Annotated in this window: 24 protein-coding genes; 22 read left to right on the plus strand and 2 right to left on the minus strand. The window is 57.9% G+C overall.

Translation table 11 applies throughout. The annotated features are described in order from the left end of the window. Positions 1-4: 4 nt before the first annotated feature. The 10 genes from R3F64_RS07480 to R3F64_RS07525 all read left to right on the plus strand — a co-directional run bounded on the left by R3F64_RS07480 (position 5) and on the right by R3F64_RS07525 (position 8,128). On the plus strand, positions 5-682 hold the full coding sequence (locus tag R3F64_RS07480; protein ID WP_264823618.1) for an amino acid ABC transporter permease: 678 nt from the start codon (positions 5-7) through the stop codon (positions 680-682). Then, on the plus strand, positions 679-1,335 hold the full coding sequence (locus tag R3F64_RS07485) for an amino acid ABC transporter permease (protein WP_332610695.1): 657 nt from the start codon (positions 679-681) through the stop codon (positions 1,333-1,335). The genes R3F64_RS07480 and R3F64_RS07485 overlap by 4 nt, the downstream gene beginning before the upstream one ends. Next, positions 1,316-2,044: an amino acid ABC transporter ATP-binding protein gene (locus R3F64_RS07490; RefSeq protein ID WP_332610696.1), complete on the plus strand. Its 729-nt coding sequence runs from the start codon at positions 1,316-1,318 to the stop codon at positions 2,042-2,044. Before R3F64_RS07485 ends, R3F64_RS07490 begins: the two co-directional genes overlap by 20 nt. A gap of 86 nt (positions 2,045-2,130) precedes the next feature. Beyond that, positions 2,131-2,973, plus strand: a complete 843-nt coding sequence (locus R3F64_RS07495; protein WP_332610697.1) for a bifunctional allantoicase/(S)-ureidoglycine aminohydrolase — start codon at positions 2,131-2,133, stop codon at positions 2,971-2,973. A 9-nt stretch (positions 2,974-2,982) separates the two neighbouring features. Continuing rightward, on the plus strand, positions 2,983-3,474 hold the full coding sequence (locus R3F64_RS07500) for an ureidoglycolate lyase (RefSeq protein WP_085917125.1): 492 nt from the start codon (positions 2,983-2,985) through the stop codon (positions 3,472-3,474). Positions 3,475-3,556: 82 nt separating this feature from the next. Then, entirely contained in the window at positions 3,557-5,041 is a 1,485-nt protein-coding gene (gene pyk / locus R3F64_RS07505) for a pyruvate kinase (protein WP_085917126.1), read from the plus strand. Positions 5,042-5,044: 3 nt separating this feature from the next. Beyond that, a complete protein-coding gene (modA, locus tag R3F64_RS07510; protein ID WP_085917282.1) occupies positions 5,045-5,824 on the plus strand; it encodes a molybdate ABC transporter substrate-binding protein in 780 nt (259 codons plus the stop codon). A gap of 20 nt (positions 5,825-5,844) precedes the next feature. Beyond that, complete coding sequence (gene modB, locus R3F64_RS07515) at positions 5,845-6,492, plus strand: molybdate ABC transporter permease subunit (protein ID WP_233337278.1); 648 nt, start codon at positions 5,845-5,847, stop codon at positions 6,490-6,492. After that, positions 6,485-7,591, plus strand: coding sequence for an ABC transporter ATP-binding protein (locus R3F64_RS07520; RefSeq protein ID WP_233337277.1), 1,107 nt, complete (start codon positions 6,485-6,487; stop codon positions 7,589-7,591). The genes modB and R3F64_RS07520 overlap by 8 nt, the downstream gene beginning before the upstream one ends. 15 nt (positions 7,592-7,606) lie before the next feature. Beyond that, entirely contained in the window at positions 7,607-8,128 is a 522-nt protein-coding gene (locus R3F64_RS07525; protein ID WP_085917129.1) for a DUF192 domain-containing protein, read from the plus strand. Here the strand turns inward: R3F64_RS07525 and R3F64_RS07530 are convergent. Next, complete coding sequence (locus R3F64_RS07530; protein WP_085917130.1) at positions 8,125-8,985, minus strand: DMT family transporter; 861 nt, start codon at positions 8,983-8,985, stop codon at positions 8,125-8,127. The two genes, R3F64_RS07525 and R3F64_RS07530, sit on opposite strands and share 4 nt — an antisense overlap. A gap of 233 nt (positions 8,986-9,218) precedes the next feature. On the opposite strand from R3F64_RS07530, the gene R3F64_RS07535 reads away from it, so the two are divergent. The 10 genes from R3F64_RS07535 to R3F64_RS07580 all read left to right on the plus strand — a co-directional run bounded on the left by R3F64_RS07535 (position 9,219) and on the right by R3F64_RS07580 (position 21,796). Continuing rightward, entirely contained in the window at positions 9,219-10,229 is a 1,011-nt protein-coding gene (locus R3F64_RS07535; protein ID WP_085917131.1) for a DctP family TRAP transporter solute-binding subunit, read from the plus strand. 60 nt (positions 10,230-10,289) lie between these two features. Then, positions 10,290-10,769, plus strand: coding sequence for a TRAP transporter small permease (locus tag R3F64_RS07540; RefSeq protein ID WP_085917132.1), 480 nt, complete (start codon positions 10,290-10,292; stop codon positions 10,767-10,769). Continuing rightward, positions 10,759-12,066 (plus strand): TRAP transporter large permease, encoded by a 1,308-nt coding sequence (locus R3F64_RS07545; RefSeq protein ID WP_085917133.1) that lies wholly within the window; start codon positions 10,759-10,761, stop codon positions 12,064-12,066. Before R3F64_RS07540 ends, R3F64_RS07545 begins: the two co-directional genes overlap by 11 nt. 281 nt (positions 12,067-12,347) lie before the next feature. Continuing rightward, positions 12,348-13,334 (plus strand): TAXI family TRAP transporter solute-binding subunit, encoded by a 987-nt coding sequence (locus R3F64_RS07550; RefSeq protein ID WP_085917134.1) that lies wholly within the window; start codon positions 12,348-12,350, stop codon positions 13,332-13,334. Positions 13,335-13,483: 149 nt separating this feature from the next. Continuing rightward, positions 13,484-16,087 carry a TRAP transporter permease gene (locus tag R3F64_RS07555; RefSeq protein ID WP_332610704.1) on the plus strand — a complete coding sequence of 868 codons (2,604 nt, stop codon included), beginning with the start codon at positions 13,484-13,486 and terminating at the stop codon, positions 16,085-16,087. A 12-nt stretch (positions 16,088-16,099) separates the two neighbouring features. Then, complete coding sequence (locus R3F64_RS07560) at positions 16,100-16,528, plus strand: universal stress protein (protein ID WP_085917136.1); 429 nt, start codon at positions 16,100-16,102, stop codon at positions 16,526-16,528. A 15-nt stretch (positions 16,529-16,543) separates the two neighbouring features. Beyond that, on the plus strand, positions 16,544-17,062 hold the full coding sequence (locus R3F64_RS07565; RefSeq protein WP_085917283.1) for a molybdopterin-dependent oxidoreductase: 519 nt from the start codon (positions 16,544-16,546) through the stop codon (positions 17,060-17,062). Beyond that, positions 17,052-19,286 (plus strand): hybrid sensor histidine kinase/response regulator, encoded by a 2,235-nt coding sequence (locus tag R3F64_RS07570; RefSeq protein ID WP_332610707.1) that lies wholly within the window; start codon positions 17,052-17,054, stop codon positions 19,284-19,286. The genes R3F64_RS07565 and R3F64_RS07570 overlap by 11 nt, the downstream gene beginning before the upstream one ends. Continuing rightward, on the plus strand, positions 19,267-20,430 hold the full coding sequence (gene nosP / locus R3F64_RS07575; RefSeq protein ID WP_332610709.1) for a nitric oxide-sensing protein NosP: 1,164 nt from the start codon (positions 19,267-19,269) through the stop codon (positions 20,428-20,430). Before R3F64_RS07570 ends, nosP begins: the two co-directional genes overlap by 20 nt. Further along, positions 20,402-21,796, plus strand: coding sequence for an ATP-binding response regulator (locus R3F64_RS07580; RefSeq protein WP_233337276.1), 1,395 nt, complete (start codon positions 20,402-20,404; stop codon positions 21,794-21,796). Before nosP ends, R3F64_RS07580 begins: the two co-directional genes overlap by 29 nt. 2 nt (positions 21,797-21,798) lie before the next feature. On the opposite strand, the gene R3F64_RS07585 is transcribed toward R3F64_RS07580, so the two are convergent. Beyond that, entirely contained in the window at positions 21,799-22,488 is a 690-nt protein-coding gene (locus tag R3F64_RS07585; RefSeq protein WP_332610712.1) for a response regulator transcription factor, read from the minus strand. Between the two features lie 117 nt (positions 22,489-22,605). Here R3F64_RS07585 and exaC point away from each other — a divergent pair, with 117 nt between their 5' ends. Together exaC and adhP are read left to right on the plus strand one after the other, a co-directional pair. After that, positions 22,606-24,126: an acetaldehyde dehydrogenase ExaC gene (gene exaC / locus R3F64_RS07590; RefSeq protein ID WP_085917141.1), complete on the plus strand. Its 1,521-nt coding sequence runs from the start codon at positions 22,606-22,608 to the stop codon at positions 24,124-24,126. A 128-nt stretch (positions 24,127-24,254) separates the two neighbouring features. Next, positions 24,255-25,283 (plus strand): alcohol dehydrogenase AdhP, encoded by a 1,029-nt coding sequence (gene adhP / locus R3F64_RS07595; RefSeq protein ID WP_199283938.1) that lies wholly within the window; start codon positions 24,255-24,257, stop codon positions 25,281-25,283. Positions 25,284-25,347 lie beyond the last annotated feature (64 nt).

Here is a 25,347-nt window from a genome sequence, read left to right on the forward strand (position 1 = left end):
CATCATGGGGCCAACACTCGATTTCCTTACCCTGTTGCCCTACGTCAGTGAGCTTCTGAAAGGCCTTACCACCACGGTCATCCTGACCGTGGTGACCACCTTGACGGGGCTTGCGCTGGCGGTGGCCGTGGCTTATCTACGCGCGAATGCGCAGCCATGGGTGCGTTGGGGGCTCGGCGGTTACGTCGAATTGACCCGTAACACTCCCTTTATCGTGCAACTGTTTTTTATCTTTTTTGGGCTACCTGGGCTCGGCATCAAAATCGATGCCATTACCGCGGCCTTTATTGCCATGACGCTCAACCTGGCTGCCTACAGCGCCGAGATACTCCGTGCCGGTATCGGTGCGACGGCGAAAGGGCAACTGGAGGCCGGGCGGGCGTTGGGCATGACCACATTGCAAAACTATCGCCATGTCGTGCTGGTGCCTGCTTTTGCGCGGGTTTACCCCGCACTTATCAGCCAGTCGATTATCGTCATGCTGGGGTCGGCGGTGGTGTCACAGATTTCGGTGTTTGATCTGACCTACGCGGCCAACTTTATCCAGTCGCGAAATTTTCGCAGCTTTGAGGTCTACCTGCTGATCACGCTGGTTTATCTGCTTCTCGCCTTTGGTATGCGGCGCAGCTTTATGCTGGTGGGCAAACGCCTATTCGCCTATCAGCAAGGAGAGCAACGATGATCGAGTTCACTTTCTGGGACATTCTGCGCAACCTGTTGATGGCGGCGCGCTGGACGGTAGTGCTGTCGCTGATTGCCTTTGTGGGTGGGGCGACGGTAGGGCTGCTGTTGACCTTTATGCGCCTTTCCAGCAACCGCTGGCTGCAGCGTTTAACGTCACTCTACGTTGATCTTTTCCAGGGCACGCCGCTGCTGATGCAGCTATTCCTGATCTTTTTTGGTGCCGCCGCCATGGGCCATCAAATTTCAGCTTGGCTTGCGGCCTCCATTGCGCTCACGCTATTCACCAGCGCCTTTCTTTGTGACATCTGGCGGGGGTGCCTGGAGGCGGTGGCCAAAGGGCAGTGGCATGCATCGCAAGTGCTGGGGATGAACTATTTTCAGACCATGCGGCATGTGATTCTGCCCCAGGCGCTGCGCCTGTCCATTCCGCCCACGGTGGGGTTCTCGGTGCAGGTCATCAAAGGCACGGCACTGGCGTCCATCATCGGTTTTGTCGAGCTGACCAAGGCCGGCACCATGCTCAACAACGCCACCTTTGAACCCTTCACCATCTTTGCCCTTGTGGCCCTTCTTTACTTCGCGCTGTGCTACCCGCTTTCCTGCTATGCGCGCTATCTGGAGAAAAAGCTCTATGACGCTGGTCTGCGTTGATAACGTTCATAAAGCCTTTGGCGACCTGGAAGTGTTGAAAGGCATTAACCTTTCGGTTGCGCAAGGCGAAGTCGTCGCCATTATTGGCCGCAGCGGCTCGGGTAAAAGCACCCTGCTGCGCTGCCTGAATCAGCTCGAAAAACACGACAGCGGCGAGATCACCATTGCCGATAAAAAGCTTGATGCGGCTTCCATGTCGCCCAAGGAACTGAGTGAAAATGTCGGCATGGTGTTCCAGAGCTTCAACCTGTTTCCCCATAAGACCGTGGGTGAAAACGTCTGCCTGGCGCCCATCGTGGTGCGCGGCGAGGGTAAGGTTGACGTTGAAAAAATCGCTCATGAAGTGCTTGAGAAAGTCGGCCTCTCAGATAAATACGATGCTTACCCGGCTCAGCTTTCCGGTGGTCAGCAGCAGCGCGTTGCCATTGCCCGGGCGCTCGCCATGCGCCCCAAGGTGATGCTATGCGACGAGGTGACCTCGGCGCTTGACCCGGAACTGGTCGGCGAGGTGCTGCGTGTGCTGGAAACGCTGGCGGCCGAGGGCATGACGCTGATTCTGGTCACCCACGAAATGAGCTTTGCCCGGGACGTGGCCGACCGCGTGGTGTTTATGCATGAGGGACGCATCCACGAAGAAGGAGCACCTGGCGAGCTGTTTGCCGCGCCTCAAACGGCTGAATTGAAGCAGTTCATATCGGCGGTCCTCTAGCGTAATATCGTATACAAGGACGCATACATAACAATGCTGCGCTGGCTGGCGCAGCCCATGACATATCGCTAGCTGATGAGGATAAAATGCCTGAAACGCCTTCTCCTACCTACTACGCGCCCACCGGCGGGCACCCGCCGCAAACCCAGATCACCGCCGACCGGGCGGTATTTACCGAGGCTTATGCGCTGATTCCCAAAGGCGTCATGCGCGATATCGTCACCAGTAACCTGCCGTTCTGGGAAGGCACCCGGCTGTGGGTGCTGGCGCGCCCATTGTCAGGATTTGCCGAGACGTTCTCCCAATACATCATGGAAGTGCAGCCGGAAGGTGGCAGCGATAAGCCGGAGTTGGACCCTCAGGCCGAGGGTGTGCTGTTTGTTGTCGACGGCGAGTTAACCCTGACGCTGGCAGGCGAGCGCCACACCATGCGTCCCGGTGGCTATGCATTTATCCCGCCGGGCAGCCATTGGCAGGTGCGCAATGAAAGCCTTGAACCAGTGCGCTTTCATTGGGTGCGTAAGGCGTATGAGTTTGTCGAAGGACTGGAGGTGCCCAAGGCGTTTGTCACCAACGAGCAGGATATAGCTCCCATCGAAATGCCGGGTACCGAAGGTCGCTGGGCGACCACGCGCTTTGTCGACCCGGCGGATGTTCGCCACGATATGCATGTCAATATCGTGACCTTTCAGCCGGGCGGCGTAATCCCCTTCGATGAAACCCATGTCATGGAACATGGCCTTTATGTGCTGGAGGGCAAGGCTGTTTATCACTTGAATCAAAACTGGGTGGAAGTCGAAGCCGGGGATTTCATGTGGCTGCGTGCCTTCTGCCCCCAGGCCTGCTATGCCGCTGGCCCGGGGCCTTTCCGGTATTTGTTGTATAAAGATGTTAATCGCCATGCCTCTCTAAAACTGTCATCTCGTTAAGGAGCCGCCATGTTGCAGCTAAAAGCCGAGCCGCTAACGGCAGGGGCCTTTGCTCCATTTGGCGATGTGATTGATGCGCGTACATCGACGTCGTTTCCCATTAATGCCGGGCGTACCCAGCGCCACCATGATCTGGCCAAGGTGGAGACCCTGGGTGAAAACGCCCGCACGCTGATTAATATCTTTGTCAGCCAGCCGGTCACCCTGCCGCTGGAACTCACGTTTCTGGAGCGCCATCCTCAGGGCAGCCAGGCGTTTATGCCGCTGCATGAAGAGCGGTTTATTGTGGTGGTTGCTCCCCCCGGCGAGCACATTGAAGACGCCAGCGTGCGGGCTTTTGTGACCGATGGTCGCCAGGGCGTCAATTATCGCGCGGGCACCTGGCACGCCATTCAATCGGTGCTGGACCGAGAAGGCGAGTTTTTAGTAGTAGACCGGGGCGGTGATGGCAACAACTGCGACGAATACCCTCTGTCGTTGCGGATTCACCTCGCCGATTAACTTGATGTGTTGCATAGCGGTCATGTTTCGCGCGTTATACTGTTAGGCTAGTGATCATCAACGTTTAGCGCCTGGGAGCTTTATGAACGCACTGCACCATTCCTCTATCCGCCGCACCAAGATTGTCGCCACCCTGGGGCCTGCCAGTGACCGCGAGGGCGTACTTGACGCCATGCTCGCGGCGGGTGTCGATGTGGTGCGGCTGAATTTTTCCCACGGTAGCGCCGACGATCATCGTCGCCGACTTCAAGAGGTACGTGAGGCCGCCGCCAAACTGGGCAAAAGTGTGGCCGCGTTAGGCGACCTCCAGGGCCCGAAAATCCGTGTTGCCCGCTTTAAAGAGGGCGCGGTGACGCTGCAGGAAAGCCAGCCGTTTATTCTCGATATGGCGATGGACGGTGACGCAGGCGACAGCACACGGGTCGGCTGCGACTACAAGACGCTTGCCGACGACGTCGTGGCGGGGGATCGCTTGCTGCTCGATGATGGCCGCGTGGTGCTGGATGTCACCGGCGTCGAAGGCTCGCAGATTCATACTCAGGTCGTGGTGGGCGGCAAGCTGTCCAACAATAAGGGCATTAACAAGCAGGGCGGTGGACTTTCAGCCCCAGCGCTCACTGAGAAAGACAAGGAAGACCTTAAAACCGCCGTCGAGATCGGCGTCGATTACCTGGCAATTTCCTTTCCACGCTCGGCCGAGGACATGCTTGAGGCGCGTCGCCTCTTGGGTGAGGAAGGGAAAGATATCGGCCTGGTGGCCAAGGTGGAGCGCGCCGAGGCGGTAGCCGATGACGCTACCTTGGATGGCATTATCGAAGCCTCCGAGGCGGTGATGGTCGCGCGTGGCGACCTGGGCGTCGAGATTGGCGATGCCCAGCTTGTAGGCGTTCAAAAGCGCATGATCAAGCGAGCGCGGACACTCAACCGTGCCGTGATCACGGCAACACAAATGATGGAGAGCATGATCGCGTCGCCGTTACCAACGCGTGCCGAGGTGTTCGACGTGGCCAACGCCGTGCTGGACGGCAGCGACGCAGTGATGCTGTCCGCGGAAACCGCCGCGGGTGATTATCCCGTCGAGACCGTCGATGCCATGGCACGGGTATGTCTGGGAGCCGAGCGCGAAAAAACCGCCCAAGAGTCTGGTCACCGCATCCACGAAGGCTTTACCCGCCCGGACGAAACCATTGCGCTGTCCGCCATGTACGCAGCCAACCACATGGAAGGCGTCAAGGCGATTGCGTGTATGACCTCGTCGGGCTATACCCCACTGATCGCCTCGCGGATCCGCTCGGGGCTGCCGATTGTTGGCCTGGCACATAACCCCATCGCCCAGCGCCGCATGGCGCTCTACCGTGGCGTGGTATCACTGCCGTTTGATACCTCTGAAATGACCGCCACTGAGCTTAATGACCGCGCGCTTGAGTTGTTGGTCAAGCAGGGGGTCGCCAAGCCTGGCGATTACGTGATTCTGACCCGCGGTGATCATATGAATGCTCATGGCGGTACCAACACCATGAAGGTCATGGCGATTAACGAGCAGCACCTTCCTCCAAAGGCGGGCTAGGTGATGCGTGGCCTATACCGGCATGGGCTGTTGTTGGCCTGGCTGCTGCTTACCGCCATGCCCGTGTCGGCGGGGACGGCAACAGTGGCGGCGGCGTCTTCCCTGCAGTTCGCGCTGACCGAAGCCGCCGAGCGCTTCGAGCACGACACCGGGCACACGCTGCGGCTGAACTTTGGCTCTTCGGGCAATTTTCGACGCCAGATTGCCCAGGGTGCGCCCTTTGAGCTTTTTCTTTCTGCAGATGAGCGCTACGTAGAGGCGCTACATGACGAAGGCCATACTCGTGATGAGGGGGTGATTTACGCCCATGGGCGTCTGGTGTGGCTGCAGCGGCCAGGGCAGGCAAAGTCGTTTGGCGATGCCCCCATGGCGGGCGTAGAGCAGGCACTGGCGCGCCATGCGAAGGGTGAGCGCCCCCGTATCGCGCTTGCCAATCCTGAGCACGCACCGTATGGCGTGGCCGCGCAGCAAGCACTGACGCATGCAGGGCTTTGGGATCAAACCGAACCGCTGAGGGTGCTGGGAGAAAACGTTTCCCAGGCGGCGCAATTCGCGCTTTCTGATGATGCCCAAGGCGGCCTGGTGGCCTATTCGCTGGCACTGGCGCCGCCGTTAGTCGATCGAAGTGAGTACATACTCATTCCTGAAGGCTGGCACGATCCGCTGCGCCACCGCATGGTGCTCACCTGCGAAGCGGGCGATACCGCCCAGGCGTTTTATACCTGGCTCCAGCAGGAAGAAGGGCGGGCGATCTTTCAACACTATGGGTTTAGTGCAGATTGATGGATTGGTCGGCGCTTTCTGTGTCATTCCGCCTGGCGGCGCTAACCTGTGCTTTTTTGCTGCCGATAGGTATTTTTCTGGGACGCTGGTTAGCGAGTGCCCGCTTTCGCGGTAAAGGCCTATGCGAGGCGCTGGTGGCGCTGCCGCTGGTGTTGCCGCCCACCGTATTGGGGTTTTATCTGCTGCAAAGTTTTGGCCGCGAGGCGCCGTTCGGCCAGCTGTGGATGTCGCTCACCGGGGGCGGTCTCAATTTTACCTTCAGCGGTATCCTGCTGGCCTCCTTGGTTGCCAACCTGCCCTTTGCCGTGCAGCCGATTCAGCGTGCGTTTGAGAACATCCCCCATAACTTGCGAGAAGCAGCGTGGTGCAGCGGGCTAAGCCCGTGGCAAACGCTGCTGCGCATTGAACTGCCGCTGGTATGGCCGGGTATCCTGTCCGCTGCCGCATTGACCTTCGCCCATACCCTGGGCGAGTTCGGCGTCATCCTGATGGTCGGTGGGGCGATAGACGGCGAAACCCGGACACTGGCGATCGCCATATATGACCGGGTACAGGCCTTTGACGAGCAGGGGGCGGCTCTGATGGCGGCGTTGCTGTTGGTGGTGTCATTTACCACCCTGGGCGTCGTCTATGGCTTGGCGGGTCGCCGGAGGTGGGCGCGTGGCTAGGTTGATAGTGAGCGCGGAACAAAGTGGGCCGATTCCACTCAATGCCGAGTTCAGCTGCTTGCCCGGCGAGCTGTTGGCGCTGGTGGGGCCGTCTGGGAGTGGTAAAACCACCTTGCTGCGTGCCATTGCCGGGCTGTATCGCCCCCAGCAGGGCCTTATTGAGTGTGCCGGACAAACCTGGTTTGACTCGCGGGGTAAGCGCTCGCTATCGCCCCAGCAACGCCGGGTCGGCATGGTGTTTCAGGATTATGCCCTTTTTCCTCATTTGACTGCCCTGGCCAATATTGCGCTGGCACTGCGGCATTTGCCGCCCGCCAGGCGCCGCCCTCAGGCGGAACAATGGCTTGAAACGGTGCGCTTGAAAGGTCTCGAAAGCCGCTATCCCAACGAGCTCTCCGGCGGCCAGCGTCAGCGTGTAGCCCTGGCGCGTGCGCTGGCTCGCGAGCCTCAGGTGCTGCTGCTCGACGAGCCGTTTTCGGCGGTGGACCAGGTAACTCGGCGACGGCTACAGCGCGAACTGGCCAGGCTTCGCCAGCAAATCTCGATACCCATCGTATTGGTCACCCACGACCTGGAAGAAGCCGCCGCGCTGGCGGATCAAGTTTGTGTGCTGCATAACGGTCGCAGTCTGCAACAAGCTTCGCCTGAAATCCTCTTCAGAACGCCTGCCTCGCCCAGCGTCGCAAGGCTGCTGGATCGGCATAACGTCTTTGCAGGGCAGGTGGTCGAGGTCGGTGGAGAGCGCCGTTTGCGCTGGGGCAACGCTCAACTGGACGTTGCCTCGGGGCTTGACGCGCTTCCTATCAATGAGCGTGTGGCGTGGTACCTGCCACCCTCGGATATCGTGCTCCATCGTCGCGACCGACCGTCGCTTGGCGAGCGGGAAAATCCGATTGCCGCGACGGTCGATGAGCTTGTTGTGTTAGGCGGCATGACCTCGGTCGCATTGCGCGTTCAACATGGCGATATGCTACGTTTCGATATTGCCACCCATGCGGCACGACGTAATCAACTGACCCCCGGCGCCGCAGTGCACGTATCACTGTTGGCGGGAGGGATTCATCTGATGCCAGGATACGGCGTTGATAGCGCCCGATAAGACAAGGAAAACACCATGACCATGAACCGCCGGTCGCTGCTCAAAGCCTCCATCATATTACCGCTGTCGCTATGGCTACCCGGGGCGTCATTGTGGGCGCAAGCGACGCCAGACGACGCTGAAACCTTGTCGTTGGCGATTCACACCCCGCAAGGCCCGCATCGCCTGGATGTCGAGCTGGCCGATACATTGGCTGAACGTCAGCGAGGGTTGATGCAGCGAGACCATCTCCCCGAAAAGCGCGGCATGCTGTTTGTCTTTGAAAGCGAACGGTCAGCCGGGAATGGGTTCTGGATGTACCGTACCTTGATCCCGCTGGACATTGCTTTCATCGACGATGCAGGGCACATCGTCGCCATTGACACCATGCAACCCTGCGAATCGTCGTCACCGAGTGACTGCCCCTCGTATGCCCCCGGCGCCGCCTATCATGCGGCGCTTGAAGTCAACGCTGGCTACTTTGCCGAACGGGGAATTGGCGTGGGTGACTGTGTATCCGTCTCCGCCCTGGCCGGCTTTTGCCAACCGGAAGATTAAGCCGGACGAGAGCGAGGGGTGATATTGAGCACAATCAGGGCAATGCCTGCGATCACCAGACCGCCGCCCAGCAGTTTATGCACGCCAAGGCTGTCGCCCAGCAAGAGCGCACCCAGGCCGACCGCCAATACCGGTACGAGGAGTGTCATGGGCACCACACGGTTGACCGGGTGGCGGCGTAACAGCGCGTACCAGATCCCGTAAGCGATGATGGATGACATCACGGCGGTGTAAATCATCGCCCCCCAGCCCAACCAGCTCGCCTGCTGAATTGCCTGCCACTGGCCGCTCTCAAACAGCCATGAAGCCAGGGCCACCTGCGGCACCGCAAACAGCGCGACCCAGCCCGCCAACGCCAGCGGCGCAATGGGCGGCCCGCGTTTAATTAACAACTGCGATACCGCCCAGCCCATGGCGCTGCACAACAGAATCGCCAATGGAAGTGGGGTCGGCAAGGTGGGGCCACCTGCCAGCACAATGATGCCAGCAAACGACAGCAACAGCCCCGCAATACGTTTTGGCCCAAGTTTTTCCTTGAGAAATATCACGGCCAGTAGCGTGGCAAAGGGTGTCCCCATCTGCACCAGAAGCGCTCCGGTGCCTGCCTCTGCCTGCTCCAGGCCAATGAACAACAGAGCAAAATGCAGACTGCCGAATGTCGTCGACAACAGCATCAAAAAAGGCAGTTGCGCCCGTGCCACCGGGTAAAAGGGCACCAATAATGCCGCGACCAGCATAAAGCGCAGCGTGGTCAGCAGCAGAGGGGGAAGCTCTGTCACGCCGACCTTGATGACGATGATGTTCAACGCCCAGATAGTGATGACAAATAGGCCGAGCAGCAGGTCGCGTAGGGGCACGTTGATGTCCGTTGATAGATGGCAAAGGCCATCATTATATCAGCTTGGTAGACTGCCCAAATGATAGTGCCGTAAGTCGCTGCATTTTCTTCATCTTATGCTGCCAACAACGACCAGGGCGACCTTGGATGTCTTCCTTTTACTAGTGAAGTGCATACAATGAAGCGGGGTGCCGCCAACGGCAGGCGGCCGTTGAACACACCACCATAAAAACCGATAAAAAAGGATCTGTTATGACGCTGACACGCTCAATGGCTTGCATGTCTACCGGCCTGGCCGGTGCAATGTTGTTGTCTCTATCGCTTTCCGCACAGGCGCGTGAGCTTTCGGTTTCCACCGTATTGTCTGACGCTTTTCCGTGGGGGCAGGCGGCCGAAAAGTGGGCAGAACTGGTCGAGGAACGTAGCGACGGTGAACTGACGATGCGGGTGTATCCCAACTCACAGTTGGTATCCGGCGACCAGACCCGCGAATTCTCGGCCATGCGTTCAGGGCTGATTGACGCCGCCGTCGGCTCGACTATCAACTGGTCACCGCAGGTGCCCGAACTCAACCTTTTCTCGTTGCCGTTTTTCATTCCTGACGAGGCCGCTGTGGATGCGGTCACCGGTGGTGAGGCCGGAGAAATGGTGTTTGAAGCGATCGAGTCCCGTGGAGTTATTCCGCTGGCCTGGGGGGAAAATGGCTTTCGCCAGGTGTCTAATTCGCAAGGCCCCATCAGTGAACCGAGTGACTTGGACGGTTTGAAAATCCGCGTAGTAGGCTCGCCGCTGTTCCAGGATACGTTCTCCGCGCTGGATGCCGACCCGACACAAATGAGCTGGACCGATGCTCAGCCAGCGCTGACCACCGGTGCGGTTGACGGCCAGGAAAACCCGCTCTCGGTATTTGATGTGGCGCGCATTGACCAGGTCGGTCAGGAGCATCTGACGCTCTGGAACTACATGAACGACCCACTGATTTTTGCCGTCAACCAGCAGGTCTGGCAATCATTGAGTGAAGCACAGCAAACGATGCTGCGTGAAACCGCGGTTGAAGCGGGCGAGTGGGAAATCGCCATGACCCGAGAACAGGAAAGCGAGCGGCTTGAGGCCATTAAAGAACGCGGCGTGACGGTAACCGAACTAACCGATGCGCAGTACCAGGCCTTTGTCGACGCAACACAGTCCGTCTACGAAGAGTGGACCCCGCGTATCGGCGAGGACCTTGTAGAGGCCGCACAAGCCGCTATCGACGCACGCTAATCATCCCTGATGTTCTGTCTCCCAGTCGTCAAGGCTGGGAGTTTTCGTTGTGAGGCTGCCATGAAAGGCTTTCCTGATGCGCGCCCTGAGCGTTGGCTGGGCGCGCTGGCATTGATCATTATTGCATTGATTAGCCTGGGCAATGTGATCACGCGCTATTTAACCGGCGGGTCGTTTTCCTTCACCGAGGAGTTTTCGGTGTTCCTGCTGGTCGTGCTGACCTTCGCCGGGGCGTCGGTAGCGCTGCGACGTAACCGTCATATCCGAATCAGCTTCCTGGAACGCGCACTGCCGTTTAAGTACCGCCGTGCGTTGATTCTGTTTCAAGCGCTATGCGGTGCCATTGTACTGGGCTTGATCACTTGGTATGGCGGCAAGCTTGCCTGGCAGGAATACCAGTGGGAGTCGCTTTCGCCTGGGCTTGGCCTGCCGCAGTGGTGGTATATCGTCTGGCTGCCGGTGCTTTCCGCGGCCATGCTGTGGCGTTTGCTGGAGCAAACCCGTGACCGTTTGAACGGGAGGTTCGGCGATGACGCCTGACGTGTGGATGATTCTGGCGTTTGCAGGATTGCTGATCGCGGGCGTTCCGGTGGCGTTTTCGCTAGCGCTTTCGGGCGCGGTGGGGATCCTTATCGGGCTGTCGCCGGATATGCTGGCAACACTTGGCACCAACACCTACAACAGTATTGCCAAATACCCGCTCATCGCCATTCCGCTGTTTATACTAACCGGGCTGATTTTCGAGCGTGCCGGTGTCGCGCTGCGCCTGGTGCGCTTTGCCCAGGCATTGATTGGCCCGCGCCACGGGGGGTTGGCGCTGGTCGCGGTGCTGGTGTGCATGATTATGGGGGGCATGAGCGGTTCTGGCCCCGCAGACGCGGCAGCCGTTGCCATGGTGATGTTGCCGAGCATGACCAAGGCAGGCTATCCAAAGCCGTTTTCCGCCACATTGATTGCGGCCTCGGCCTCCACCGCGATTCTCATCCCGCCCTCCGTCGCGCTGATTCTCTACTCCATTGTTGTGCCGGGTGTTGATCTGCGTGCCTTGTTTGCCGCCGGGTTATTTCCGGGTGTGCTCGCGGGTTTGGCGCTGTTGCTACCGGCACTCTTGGTGTCCAGACGCTATGGCTGGGAAGGCGGGGCAATGACGGAGGGTGCTGAGCAGTTGAGTGTACGGGACACCTTCCGGCAGGCATTGCCCGCCTTATTCGCACCGGTGCTGATTCTTGGCGGGCTGCGCTCCGGGCTCTTTACCCCGACAGAAGCGGCGGTGGTGGCGGTGGCCTATGGTGCCGTCGTCGGACTTTTTCTTACCCGCGAGCTGTCATGGCGGGACCTGTGGGAACTGTTTGGCGAAGCAGCCATTATCTCGGGCGTGGTGATGCTGATTATTGCCCTGGCGGGTATTTTTGCCTGGGCCGGCACCATGCTGGGTACATTTCGGCATCTGGCGGAATGGATTATTGGGTTGACCGATAACGGCGTTCTGCTGCTGATTCTGGTGATGCTGGCCGTCCTGGTGGCGGGAATGCTGCTGGATGCGATCTCGATTTATCTGATCATGATGCCGATCCTGATTCCGGTCATGCAGCACTTTGAATGGAACCCCGTGTGGTTCGGCATACTGCTGGCCATGAACATTGCCATCGGGCAGTTTACACCGCCGGTGGCCGTGAACTTGATGGTCACGACGGAGGTGGCCAAAATCCGCCTGGAGCAGACCCTGGGCTGGGCATTGTTGTTCGTGGTGGCCATGGGCTGTGCATTGGCATTGGTGGCCATATTCCCAGGCATTGCGCTGTGGCTACCGCGTGTTCTGGGCTATAACGTTGATTGATATCGATTGGCCTATGCCAAAGCGGAATGACGGTTAACGCTCCCTAAACGGTGAAGATCGCTACACTGGTGTTTACAGGTTGGTAAACGAAGTTTGCTGGTTTGATGTATCTGATTTCGCCAACGAGGTTTTTTTTCGCTAAAGTAGTGAAAGCCGACAGAAGCTGTCGATGCTGATAACAGATTGTCTTGAAAACGTTTTGGATCCTTAAGCCTGCATGATTAGCGCGCAGGTGGGGCCAACGCACAATGCTCATAACATCAAGATAAAGAGGTGTGTTCATGAAACGCCATGCATTTTCTACCGCTGCCTTCTCAGGCACGTTACTCGCTGCTACTGCCTTTGCTTCTCCCGCAATGGCACAAGAAGACGAACAATTCATTACCATCGGTACCGGTGGCCAGACCGGGGTATATTACGTCGTCGGCCAGTCCGTCTGTCGCCTGGTCAACCGCGGCAGCGACGAGCACAACATCCGTTGTAACGCGCCATCAACCGGTGGCTCGGTGGCCAATATTAACGGCATTAAATCCGGCGAGCTGAATATGGGCGTTGCCCAGTCCGACGTTCAGTACCAAGCCTACAATGGTACCGGGAATTTCGAGGGGGATGCGTTTGAGGACCTGCGTGCCGTCTTCCGTATCCATGGCGAGCCGTTGACGCTGCTGGCCCGCGCGGACTCGGGTATCGAAACGCTGGATGATCTCGAAGGCAAGCGCGTTAATATCGGCAACCCGGGCTCAGGTCAGCGCAACACCATGGAAGTGGTGATGGATGCCAAGGGCTGGGACGAAGACACCTTCTCCCTGGTCTCCGAGCTGGACGCCGCTGAGCAGGCTGCTGCACTGTCTGATAACAACATCGATGCCATGGTGTATGTGGTCGGTCACCCGAACGGTTCTATTCAGGAAGCCACCACCACGGTGGATTCACACCTGATCCCGATGAACGACGACGATATTCAGGGCATTGTTGACGAATATCCCTACTACTCCACGTCTGTGATTCCCGGCGGTCTGTATAAAAACAACCCTGATGATGTAGAGACCTTCGGTGTGGCGGCGACGTTCGTGACCTCAGCGGATGCCGATGACGATGTGGTCTACGAAACTGTTAAAGCAGTATTCGACGACTTCGACCGCTTCAAGCGTCTACACCCTGCCTTCGAAAATCTGGATGCCCAGGACATGGTGACGCAAGGCCTGTCTGCACCTCTGCATGACGGTGCCAAGCGCTACTACGTAGAGCAGGGCTGGATCGAAGAGTAAGGTTATCGGTACTGGGTGTTAATCACCGATTGAAAGATGCGCGCGGTCTCTCACGGGGCCGCGCGCTGTGTTTGGAATGTTGCCTGGATTGATCCAGGGCTTCTTATTGGCATTCCTCATTGTCATCCAAATTTTTGCAGGGCATGCATATGACAACGGATAACACCAAGACCGGTGGGTCAAATGTTGATCTTGAAGATCTGGTGGCCTCTACGGACTCCGGGTCTCGTAAACCGGCCGGAATGCCTGGCAAGCTGCTGGTAGGGATTGCGGCGGTGTGGTCACTTTTTCAACTGTGGATCGCGTCGCCATTGCCTTACATCTTCGGCTTCGGGGTGTTTAACGCGACGCAATCCCGTTCGATTCATTTGGCCTTTGCGCTGTTCTTGGCGTACATGGCATATCCTGCGCTCAAGCGGTCGCCCCGCGATCGTATTCCACTGCAAGACTGGGTGCTGGCGGCGGTGGCCGCATTTTGCGGTGCCTACATGTTCATCTTTTACGAAGGCTTGTCGGAGCGTCCTGGTGCTCCGCTGCTGACCGATGTCGTCGTCGGTGTGGCGGGGATTTTGCTGTTGCTGGAAGCGACACGACGTGCGCTCGGGCCGCCACTGATGATTGTTGCCTCCGTGTTTTTGTTCTATTCGCTGGCCGGGCCCTGGATGCCGGGCATGCTTGCCCATGGTGGCGTGAGTCTTTATGGACTGGTTAATCATCAATGGCTAACTACCCAAGGGGTATTCGGTATAGCGCTGGGGGTGTCCACCAGCTTTGTCTTCCTGTTCGTATTGTTTGGTGCGCTGCTGGATAAAGCAGGCGCGGGTAACTACTTCATTAAAGTCGCGTTTTCGTTGCTTGGGCACTACAAGGGCGGCCCGGCCAAGGCGGCGGTGGTGGCGTCGGGCATGACAGGCTTGATTTCGGGCTCTTCGATTGCCAATACGGTGACCACCGGCACCTTTACCATTCCCATGATGAAGCGCGTGGGCTTTTCCTCGGAGAAGGCCGGTGCTGTCGAAGTCGCCTCCTCTGTCAATGGTCAAATCATGCCGCCGGTCATGGGGGCTGCTGCGTTTCTGATGGTCGAATACGTGGGCATTTCGTATGTAGAAGTCATCAAGCACGCATTTCTACCTGCGTTGATATCCTATATTGCGCTGATTTATATCGTCCACCTGGAAGCCCTGAAAGCCAATATGCAGGGGCTTGAAAGCAGCAACCCGCCCAAGCCGCTCGTTCGCAAGGTGACGGGCTTTCTGGCTGGCCTGTTGCTGATGATGGTCACGGCACTTGCGGTATATTACGGCCTGGGCTGGTTGCAGCCCCTGCTGGGCCCGGTGGCCCCCTGGGTAATTGGTTTAGTGCTCGCGGCGGTTTATGTCGCATTGCTCAAACTGGCTTCGGGCTACCCTGAACTGGAAGTCGATGATCCCAATGAGCCAGTGGTCAAGCTACCGCAAACCCGCCCTACGGTGCTGGTGGGGTTGCAATACATTCTGCCCGTGATCGTATTGGTATGGTGTTTGATGGTAGAGCGCCTGTCCCCCGGGCTTTCAGCCTTTTGGGCCACGGTGTTCATGATCTTTATCATGCTGACTCAGCGTCCGATTACCGCGTATTTTCGTGGCCGTAGCGATATTGCCTACGACCTGCGTGAAGGCGCTATTGACCTGTGGAACGGACTGGTGACCGGCGCTCGTAACATGATTGGTATCGGCATTGCGACGGCGACGGCGGGTATCATTGTCGGTGCGGTTTCCCAGACAGGGGTCGGACTGGTGTTGGCCGATGTGGTCGAAACCCTGGCAATGGGCAACCTGTTGCTGATTTTGCTGTTTACCGCGGTACTCAGTTTGATCCTCGGCATGGGGCTGCCGACCACTGCCAACTACATCGTGGTATCGGCCCTGTTGGCGCCAGTGATTATTCAATTGGGGGCTCAGAATGGCCTGCTGGTACCACTGATTGCCGTGCACCTGTTTGTGTTTTATTTCGGCATCATGGCGGACGTTACGCCACCGGTGGGGCTTGCCTCGTTTGCGGCAGCTGCAGTGTCAGGAGGCGACCCGATTCGCACTGGTTTCCAGGCGTTTTATTACAGCCTGCGTACCGCCGCGCTTCCGTTCCTGTTCATCTTCAACACCGACCTGCTGTTGATTGACGTGACACCGCTGCAAGGGATATTGATCTTTGTGGTGGCGACCGTGGCGATGCTCATCTTTGCTGCCGCCACTCAAGGCTTCATGATTACGCGTAACCGCTGGTATGAGTCGGTCCTGTTGCTCGTGGTGGCCTTTGCGCTTTTCCGTCCAGGCTTTTTCATGGACATGATTCACGATCCTTATCGGTCTACCGAGCCCACCGAGTTTGTTGAAACCCTGGGTAACGTCGATGAGGGATCGTCGCTAAGAGTCCAGATTAGCGGCCTGGATGATTATGGTGATCCCATGACGACCTATATTCTGGTGCCTGTGCCGGAGGGTGATAGTGGACAGGAGCGCCTGGATAATCTGGGGCTGATGCTGCTGACAGAAAACGATGAAGCTATCGTCGATATGGTGACCTATGGCAGTGATGCGGCAGACCTGGGCTTTGATTTCGATCAGGAAATCGTCGAAGTACTGGCACCGGTGGACCGCTGGACAAAAGAGTGGATCTGGATTCCCGCTCTCGGCGTGTTCGCCCTGATCGTCATGCTACAGCGCCGTCGGCGGGACGCCGATGGTCGCACTACCAAGGCTAATGCCGCGTGAGGAGGGGCTGTCATGTACCACAAAATTTTACTGCCCGTTGATCTTAATGAAGAAAGTTCATGGAGCAAGGCGTTGCCCACGGCCATTGAGCTGTGCCAGACGTTTGACGCGTCGCTACACGTGGTGACGGTGCTGCCGGACTTTAAGATGCCCATGGTGGGGGCTTATTTTCCTAAAGACTTCTCCAAGAAGGCGCATGAGGCCGTCAAGGATGCGCAACATGCGTTTATAGAGCAGCACGTGCCTGAGACAATCAATACCCAAAGCGTGATTGTCGATGGCTCACCATGGGAGGCGATCATCAAGGTCGCTAAACAGCTGGATATCGACCTGATCGTCATGGCCTCGCATACCAAGCGCAAGTTTGTCGATTACGTACTTGGGCCTAACGCCGAGCATGTGGTACACCATGCGAAGATGTCGGTCATGATTGTCCGCTAGTTGCCCGAAGGGGATATCGCAGTGAAGGCGTTTTTATTGAGAGTCGTCCTGCTGGCGTTCAGCATTCCGCTGGCGGGGGCCGCGTCCACGTCAGTTGAAAGCCATGCGCCGACAGGTCCGGTGATTCTTAAAGTTGTGGGTGATATTGCCCGCACAAATGTCGATGACGAGGCGCATTTTGATCGCAAGATGCTGGAGCAACTGCCGCAGCATGATTTTGCCACGACCACGCCCTGGACCGACAGCCGGAATCATTATGAAGGCCCGCTAATGCGCGACTTGCTGGCGCATCTGGGGGTGGAGGATGGCAACGTCAATGTACAGGCGCTTAATGGCTACCAGGCGGAGATTCCGGTCAGCGATTTTTATGACTACGATGTCATTCTTGCGCTGAAGCGTGACGGTGAAGCGATTCCCATCCGTGAATACGGCCCGCTTTGGGTGCTTTATCCCTTTGATCAGGATGAGGCCTTGTTGAGTGAGAAAATGCGTTTTCGAGCTGTCTGGCAGGTGATGCTCATTAATGTCCTCTAGCGCTCCCACGACGCATTATCCTCGATTACTGCGCTATCCATGGCGCTTCAAACTGGTTGCCATGGCCGCGGTGGTGCTGTTTGCGGCAGCCCTGGTCGTGGCGACAATCGCCGCCTGGCGGCAAGATAACCTGACCCAAACCCTGCGTGAAGACACCTCCTGGGTGGTTTATAAACTGGACCGTGATGCGGTCCAGTTGCTCAACCAGCTACTCAACGCGACCCGGGGGCCAATAGCACCGAGTGCTCAGGATGAGTTGGAACTGAGATTTGAGCTGCTCTACAGCCGCCTCAACTTGCTCAATGAAGGGGAGGTCAGCGAGTTGCTCAACCGCATTGAGCCTGCACGTCAGCTGCTCAATGACATCCAGCAGCAGCTAGACACTCTCGACCCGATGTTCGAGCCGCACGAAGATCTCGAACAGATGCCTATCACCGCACTGGAAACCGAACTGCAAGCACTGACGCGGCTCACCGAACGGCTGGTGATCACGATCAATGGCTTTCTGGCAGAGTCCGCCACTGAAGAGCGAGCCCAGCTTAGCCTGCTTTACAAGCTGTTGATGAGCTTGATTATGGCGATGAGCCTGGCGGCATTGCTGGTGGTGGTCTTTCTGGTAAGGGAAATGCGTGAGAGCGCTGCAGCCCGGCGAGACCAGGAAACGCTTAGTCGCCAATTGGAAGTCACTGCCGAGCAGGCCCAGGCAGCCAATCAAGCGAAATCCGATTTCCTTGCCATGGTTAGCCATGAAATTCGCACGCCGCTCAATGGCGTTATCGGCATGAGCGAACTGTTGCGCGAGCCCGCCAATCGGGTACAGGTTGAAGATTACGCCAACACGATTTACGACAGCGCCAATCAGTTACTGGCGATGATCAATGAAATTTTAGACTTTTCCAAAATCGAGGCCGGTCATCTTCGCCTTGAAACGGCACCTACTGCGGTCAAGCCGCTGGTCGAAAGCGTCGTGGCATTGTTCAAGCCAAGGGCCGAAGCTAAAGGGCTGATGCTCACTATCGATGTGGATGAGCGGGTGCCTGCCTGGGTAATGGTGGATGCTGGTCGTTTACGGCAAATTTTGCTCAACCTGCTGGCCAACGCGATCAAGTTTACCGATGACGGAGTGGTCTCTGTGCGGGTCTCTGCCACGGCTGATCATTTATTCTTCGATGTCATCGATACGGGCTGTGGCCTGAGCGATGTACAACAACAGCGTCTTTTCGAACCTTTTCAGCAGGCCGATGCATCGGTCGCCCGGCGGTTTGGCGGCACTGGTCTGGGGCTTGCCATTTGCAAACGGTTAAGTCATGCCATGGATGGGCAATTGCGTGTTGATAGTCAGCCGGGTGAGGGCAGTACCTTCCGCTGCCAACTACCCCTGGAGGAAACGACGCCCCATCAGCGTCCGGAGCTGCCATCGCCGTCGACCCAGCACCATTTCCCTGATACGTCACTACTACTGGTGGAAGACAACGCTATCAACCGCAAGGTCGCCATTGAGTTGCTGGCGCGCTTGGGCTGCGATGTGGTCTGTGCAGAAAGTGGTCATGATGCACTGGACATGGTAGCGGCTCAGCGTTTCCACCTGATTTTCATGGATATTCAACTCCCCGACATGGATGGCCTGGATGTCACCCGAAAGCTACGAGCGCAGGGGGGGTGGCTGGTCGAGGTGCCCATCGTGGCCATGACCGCCGGTGGTGTTGAGGATGACCGGCAGCGTTGCCTGGATGCGGGCATGAACGACTACATCACCAAGCCGCTGTCAACGAGTGCGTTGAGCAACGTTCTCGCGTTTCAACTGGGTGAGTCCGGTGCCGCTCCCGTTCAGCCCCAGGCGTCGTCAGGCGGCGATAGCCTGCTCAACGGCGACACCCTGGGCAGCCTTGTCCAAACCCTCGATGAAAGCCATCTGCGTGAGCTGATTGCCCTGTACCACCGGCAGGTTGAGGATTATCTGGCGCAATTTACGACTTACCTCGGGTTTGAGACGTTGTCTGATGAGCACGCCGAACAGGTCGCTCGTCTGGCCCACCAACTGCGCGGTGAAGCGCTGAGTATCGGGGCTCAGCAGGTAGCGCAGCATGCCAAGCAACTCGAGATGCTGGTCGTCAAGAGGCCTGCTCCCGGCGAGTTGCATCAAGCCTTGAGTGCGCTGCGTCAAACCGCAGCACGTACGCATTTGGCGTTGGAGAAATGGCAGCGTGACGACTTCTCTCTCTAACCATGGCACGGTGGTCGTCGCCAGCCGATCGGCAAATGCCGAGCAGGCTGTACAAGTATTGGCCGAGGGCCTCAGCCATGCCGATCTTGGCGGCGTTATTTTTTTCTGTAGTGCCGAATATGATCTGGAGCGACTATCGGCTGCGCTGGTCCATGCGTTTCCGGCGGTACCAGTCAGTGGCTGCACCACAGCAGGTGAGATTACCCCCGAGGGGTATGATCGCGGCAGTATTGTCGCGATTGGCTTTGATCATCGGGTGTTCGCCATGGAAACGTCGCTGGTCAATGACCTGGACCGCTTCGCGTTGAGCGACGCCCAGCCGCTGGTCGATGACCTGATCGAGCGCTGTCGCCGTCGAGCGTTGGCACCGGTGAACGAGCATAGTTTTGCGCTGACCTTGCTGGACGGACTATCAAGCCGCGAGGAACAGGTGCTGGCGACGCTGGACGCGGCCCTGGGGCGCATACCCAGTTTCGGCGGTTCCGCCGGTGACGATAACCACCTTGCCAATACCCATGTGTATGCCAACGGGCGCTTCCACAGCCGTGCCGCCGTAGTTGTGATGATCAATACGTGCCTACCGTTTGAAGTATTCTCTACCCACCACCTATTGCCGCTGAGTCATAAGCTGGTCGTGACCGAAGCTGACCGTGAACGCCGCCGCGTGATGGAACTTAACGGCCTTCCTGCGGCCAGTGTCTACGCCGATTTGGTAGGCGTCTCGCTTGATGCCCTCGTACCCGAGGTGTTTGCACGGCATCCTCTTGCGGTGCAGCTTGGGGGGCAGCATTTCGTACGCTCGATTCAGCGCGTGAATGACGACGGTAGCCTAAACTTTTACTGTGCAGTGGAAAACGGCATTGTACTGACGGCAATGCAGCCTGCCCCGTTGCTGGATGATCTCAATCGCATGCTTGACGGGGTAACGGCACGATTGGGGCCGCCATCGCTGATGATTGGCTGCGACTGCTTTTTACGCCGCATGGAGCTGGAAGCCGTCGATCATCTCGAGCAGGCCTCGGCGATGCTGCGTCGATCGCGGGTGGTGGGATTTAACACCTACGGTGAGCAGCACCATGGAATGCATGTCAATCAAACCTTTACAGGAGTGGCGCTTGGCACTCTTCCAGCTCTCGACGGGTGATGACACGACACTCAGCCCCGAAGCCTTACGCGAAGAAAATCGCCGTCTGCGCAAAGTGTGTCAGGCGCTCATGAGCCGTGTGGAATCGGGTAGTGGTGCCGATGGTGCCCCGTACGCGGCTTTCGAGCGCTCTGTCCTGCTGGCCGAACAGGTCAAGGAACGTACCGATGCGCTGCACCGTGCCCTGGACGAGCTGGGGGAGGCCAACGCGCATTTGCAGGCGGCAAAAGCCGACGCTGACGCCGCCAACCTGTCAAAAACCAAGTTTCTTGCCGCCGTCAGTCACGACCTGCTGCAACCGCTTAACGCTGCCAGGCTGTTTGTCAGTGCCTTGGAATCTCATTCCTTGCCCGAGGCATCGACGACGCTGGTCGGCCATGTGGGGCGTTCATTGAAAGATGTTGAAGGACTGCTGGGCACCCTGGTGGATATTTCGCGCCTGGATGCCGGGGTGCTGCACGCCGACAAGGCACCATTTACGGTCAGCACTCTGCTGGATGCCTTGGCAGAGGAGTACCGTCAGGTGGCAGCAGTGCGTGGCTTGAGTCTGCATTACGTGCCGTCGCATGTCATGGTGGAGTCAGACCTGGCGTTGCTGGCAAGGGTGGTCCGTAATTTCTTGAGCAACGCCGTGCGCTATACCGAGCACGGTCACGTGCTATTGGGTTGCCGCCGCCGCCCCGAGGGCGTCGAAATCATGGTCGGTGATACCGGCCCGGGGATTGCTGAACAGCAGCGCGAGGCGATCTTCCTTGAGTTTCAGCGCGCCCCGGACGCTCAGCGCCATCATAGTCGAGGGCTGGGTCTCGGCTTAGCGATCGTCGACCGTATCAGTACCATGCTGGATCAACCGGTAACGCTGGCCTCTCGGTCTGGGCATGGATCGCTGTTTTCAATCACCGTGCCTTATGCATCTTCCCGTGTCGCCTTGTCTCAAACGAGTCCCGAGCAGGGAGGTGCTCTGGGAGACGATGATCCAGGGTCTCCGCTTGCTGAATGCGTGGTGTGGGTCATCGATGACGATGAGGCGATTATCGACGGCATGCAGGCGCTGCTGGGGGGCTGGGGCTGCCGGGTCAGGGCGGCGGCCACGGCCAGTGCTCTTGAAGCCACCAGTGACGGCGAGACCCCTGACGTCTTGCTGGTCGATTATCATCTTGGCGATCACCGGGAAACAGGCCTGGCACTGGCGGCGCGCCTGCGCCGTCGCTATCCAGGCTTGGCGGTGGTGGTGATTACCGCCAACCATGATGCGCAACTCAGCCGTTCCGCCCGCGAGGCGGGCATGCACTGCTTGTTGAAGCCGTTAAAGCCGATGCGCCTGAGGATGCTGCTGGTCAGCCTGTTAACCAAACGGGAGAGGTAAGGTTAACGCGTCGTTCGACTGGCCAAATAAAGCGGCAGGTTATCCTCGCCCGCCATCACGATGGCATGGACACGGCTGGTCGCTTCCAGTTTGCGCAAGATCGCCGAGACGTGAGTTTTGACAGTCGTCTCGGCAATATCCAGTTCGCGGGCGATCAGCTTGTTCGACATGCCCTGAGTCATGCAGCGCAATACCTCAAGCTGCTTATCGGTCAACTGGGTGAGCCTTTCACCGGCCAGGCGCTCGGCGGCTGCCGATCCTCTGGATTTGGACGGGGGCGTTGCTGATGGTGGGCGGCGCATGACATCGGAAGGCAGATAGAGCTGCCCTTCAAGAATCTGGGTGAGTGCATTGAGCATGACCTCCCTGGGGGTTGATTTGGGGATGTAGCCCACGGCGCCCAGGCTGATCGCATCCAGCACTAACTGACGCTCCTGATGGGCCGAAATAATCGCCACCGGCAGCCAGGGAAACGCTTCGCGCAGGTGGGTCAAACCGTCTAGCCCTTCCGCATCGGGTAAGCTCAGGTCGAGCAGCAGTAAGTCCAGGCCGTCGTGCTCGCTAATCAGGGAGATGGCGGCGGCGAGGCTATCGGCTTCCAACAGTTGGCTATGTGGCAAGCCGCTGCTGACCACGACCTGCAGCGCGTCGCGAAACAGCGGATGATCGTCTGCCACCAATAACGAATACATGGCGTCTCCTACCAAGGGATGAGGGCGCATCCTGCCAACGGGGTATGTCGCGTTGCGCCCGTCTGACCAACACTGCATGAGCAACCTTTAATAATCATAATACGCAGGAGCTCAATAATGATCTACGCCAATCCTGGTGATGCTGGTTCACTGGTGTCATTTGAAAAACGCTACGGCAATTACATCGGCGGCGAGTTTGTTCCTCCGGTGAAGGGCCAATACTTCGATAATATCAGCCCGGTTAACGGCCAGGTGTTTTGCGAAATCCCCCGATCGAGCGCGGAAGATATCGACAAAGCATTGGACGCGGCTCACAGCGCCGCACCTGCATGGGGCAAAACGTCCGCACAAGAGCGCAGCAATATTCTGCTTAAGATCGCCGACCGCATCGAACAGAATCTGGAAATGCTGGCCGTTGCCGAAACCTGGGATAACGGCAAGGCCGTGCGCGAAACGCTCAATGCCGACCTTCCGCTTGCCGTTGACCACTTCCGCTACTTTGCCGGCTGTATCCGTTCCCAGGAAGGCACGGCGGCCGATATAGACGGCAACACGGTGGCCTACCACTTCCATGAACCGCTGGGCGTGGTGGGGCAGATTATCCCTTGGAATTTCCCGATTCTGATGGCTACCTGGAAGCTGGCGCCTGCGCTGGCGGCAGGTAACTGTGTGGTGCTCAAGCCCGCTGAACAGACGCCAGCGTCGATTTTGAAAGTGATGGAAGTGATTGGCGATCTGCTGCCGCCTGGCGTGCTGAATATCGTCAATGGCTTCGGTGCCGAGGCGGGGCAGGCACTGGCGAGCAGCAAGCGTATCGCCAAAATCGCCTTTACTGGCTCCACCCCGGTGGGCTCACACATCCTGAAGTGTGCCGCGGAAAATATTATTCCCTCCACGGTCGAGCTGGGTGGTAAATCCCCCAACATCTACTTCGCCGATATCATGAATGCCGAACCGACATTTATTGATAAAGCGGTCGAGGGCCTGGTGCTGGCGTTCTTTAATCAGGGCGAGGTGTGTACCTGCCCATCTCGTGCGCTGATTCAGGAAAGCATGTACGACGAGTTCATGGCCAAAGTCATCGAGCGTACGCAAACCATCAAGCGCGGCAATCCGCTGGATACCGACGTGCAGGTAGGCGCTCAAGCCTCTCAGGAGCAGTTCGACAAGATCATGTCGTACATGGATATAGCTCGTGACGAGGGCGCCGAGTTCCTCACTGGCGGTAACAAAGAGACCCTGGATGACAGCATCAACAGCGGCTACTACATTCAGCCAACGCTGCTCAAGGGCAATAACAAGATGCGTGTCTTCCAGGAAGAGATCTTTGGTCCTGTCGTGGCAGTGACCACCTTCAAGGATGAGGAAGAAGCATTGGCGATTGCCAACGACACCGAGTTCGGACTGGGCGCTGGCCTGTGGAGCCGCGATATCAACGTTGCCTTCCGCATGGGCCGGGGTATTCAAGCCGGGCGTGTGTGGACCAACTGCTACCACCAGTACCCTGCCCATGCGGCATTCGGTGGTTACAAGAAATCCGGCGTTGGACGCGAAACCCATAAAGTGGCGCTGGAGCACTATCAGCAGACCAAAAACCTGCTGGTCAGCTACGACATCAATCCGCTGGGCTTCTTCTAACCAGCACCGCTGGTCATACCGTCCGGCATAAAATATAAGCCGGACGGTATTTTCAGTTCCCCTGACGCTGACTTTTCGGATAAGAGCCATTGTAAATGGTCGTAGCGAAAACGATTAGGAGTTGCATCATGGATAGCACAATGCGCGCGGCGGTGGTCCGGGAGTTTGGCCAGCCGTTGGCGTTAGAAGAAGTCGACGTCCCCCGCCCCAAGCAGGGCGAGGTATTGATGAAAGTGGCGGCCTCTGGGGTTTGCCATACCGATTTACACGCCGCTCACGGCGATTGGCCGGTGAAGCCCGCGCCACCGTTTATTCCCGGCCATGAAGGCGTTGGTCATATCGTGGCGGTGGGTGAAGGGGTCTCCCATGTCAAAGAGGGTGATCGCATTGGTGTACCCTGGCTCTATTCGGCCTGTGGTTACTGCGAACACTGTTTAGGGGGGTGGGAAACCCTTTGTGAGTCCCAGCAAAATACCGGCTACAGTGTTAACGGTGGGTTTGCCGACTATACCCTGGCGGATGCGGGCTATGTCGGTCGGCTGCCCGACGCCGTTGATTTTGTCGAAATAGCCCCGGTACTGTGCGCGGGGGTGACGGTCTATAAAGGCTTGAAAATGACCGATACCCGCCCAGGCCAGTGGGTGGTGATTTCGGGGATTGGCGGCCTTGGTCATATGGCGGTCCAGTACGCCAAAGCCATGGGGCTTAACGTCGCGGCGGTGGATATCGACGACGGCAAACTGGCCCTGGCTGAACGCTTAGGCGCTACGGTAACTGTCAACGCCCTGAAAACCGACCCGGCGGCGTATTTGAAGAAAACCATCGGGGGTGCTCACGGTGCCTTGGTCACCGCGGTATCGCCTAAGGCGTTTGATCAAGCGCAGAATATGCTACGCCGCGGCGGCACGCTGGTGCTCAACGGCTTACCACCGGGTGACTTCCCTCTGCCGATCTTCAGCACGGTGCTCAATGGTATTACCATTCGCGGCTCGATTGTCGGCACGCGCAGCGACTTGCAGGAAGCGCTGGACTTCGCCGCTGAAGGCAAGGTAAAGGCGACGGTCGCGACCGATACGCTGGACAATATCAACGACGTTTTCCAGCGCATGGTCGATGGCAAGATAGAGGGCCGTATCGTGCTCGATATGGCGAGCTGATAGCTGGCTATGAGAGCAGACGGGGGAGGCAACTCCCCCCTTTTATTTCTGATACTGCCATGGC

It is taken from the genome of Halomonas sp. 5021, from assembly GCF_036663435.1.
GTDB classification, from domain to species: Bacteria; Pseudomonadota; Gammaproteobacteria; order Pseudomonadales; family Halomonadaceae; genus Vreelandella; species Vreelandella janggokensis.

Excerpts from the sequence above, each read along its gene's own strand:
- R3F64_RS07480 (WP_264823618.1), top strand. The coding sequence starts at position 5 with ATGGGGCCAACACTCGATTTCCTTACCCTGTTGCCCTACGTCAGTGAG.
- R3F64_RS07570 (WP_332610707.1), top strand. The coding sequence starts at position 17,052 with ATGTCCTCTAGCGCTCCCACGACGCATTATCCTCGATTACTGCGCTAT.
- R3F64_RS07495 (WP_332610697.1), top strand. The coding sequence starts at position 2,131 with ATGCCTGAAACGCCTTCTCCTACCTACTACGCGCCCACCGGCGGGCAC.
- R3F64_RS07490 (WP_332610696.1), top strand. The coding sequence starts at position 1,316 with ATGACGCTGGTCTGCGTTGATAACGTTCATAAAGCCTTTGGCGACCTG.
- pyk (WP_085917126.1), top strand. The coding sequence starts at position 3,557 with ATGAACGCACTGCACCATTCCTCTATCCGCCGCACCAAGATTGTCGCC.
- R3F64_RS07540 (WP_085917132.1), top strand. The coding sequence starts at position 10,290 with ATGAAAGGCTTTCCTGATGCGCGCCCTGAGCGTTGGCTGGGCGCGCTG.
- R3F64_RS07555 (WP_332610704.1), top strand. The coding sequence starts at position 13,484 with ATGACAACGGATAACACCAAGACCGGTGGGTCAAATGTTGATCTTGAA.
- R3F64_RS07485 (WP_332610695.1), top strand. The coding sequence starts at position 679 with ATGATCGAGTTCACTTTCTGGGACATTCTGCGCAACCTGTTGATGGCG.
- R3F64_RS07525 (WP_085917129.1), top strand. The coding sequence starts at position 7,607 with ATGACCATGAACCGCCGGTCGCTGCTCAAAGCCTCCATCATATTACCG.
- R3F64_RS07585 (WP_332610712.1), bottom strand. The coding sequence starts at position 22,488 with ATGTATTCGTTATTGGTGGCAGACGATCATCCGCTGTTTCGCGACGCG.
- adhP (WP_199283938.1), top strand. The coding sequence starts at position 24,255 with ATGGATAGCACAATGCGCGCGGCGGTGGTCCGGGAGTTTGGCCAGCCG.
- exaC (WP_085917141.1), top strand. The coding sequence starts at position 22,606 with ATGATCTACGCCAATCCTGGTGATGCTGGTTCACTGGTGTCATTTGAA.
- R3F64_RS07535 (WP_085917131.1), top strand. The coding sequence starts at position 9,219 with ATGACGCTGACACGCTCAATGGCTTGCATGTCTACCGGCCTGGCCGGT.
- R3F64_RS07545 (WP_085917133.1), top strand. The coding sequence starts at position 10,759 with ATGACGCCTGACGTGTGGATGATTCTGGCGTTTGCAGGATTGCTGATC.
- R3F64_RS07550 (WP_085917134.1), top strand. The coding sequence starts at position 12,348 with ATGAAACGCCATGCATTTTCTACCGCTGCCTTCTCAGGCACGTTACTC.
- R3F64_RS07500 (WP_085917125.1), top strand. The coding sequence starts at position 2,983 with ATGTTGCAGCTAAAAGCCGAGCCGCTAACGGCAGGGGCCTTTGCTCCA.
- modA (WP_085917282.1), top strand. The coding sequence starts at position 5,045 with ATGCGTGGCCTATACCGGCATGGGCTGTTGTTGGCCTGGCTGCTGCTT.
- R3F64_RS07560 (WP_085917136.1), top strand. The coding sequence starts at position 16,100 with ATGTACCACAAAATTTTACTGCCCGTTGATCTTAATGAAGAAAGTTCA.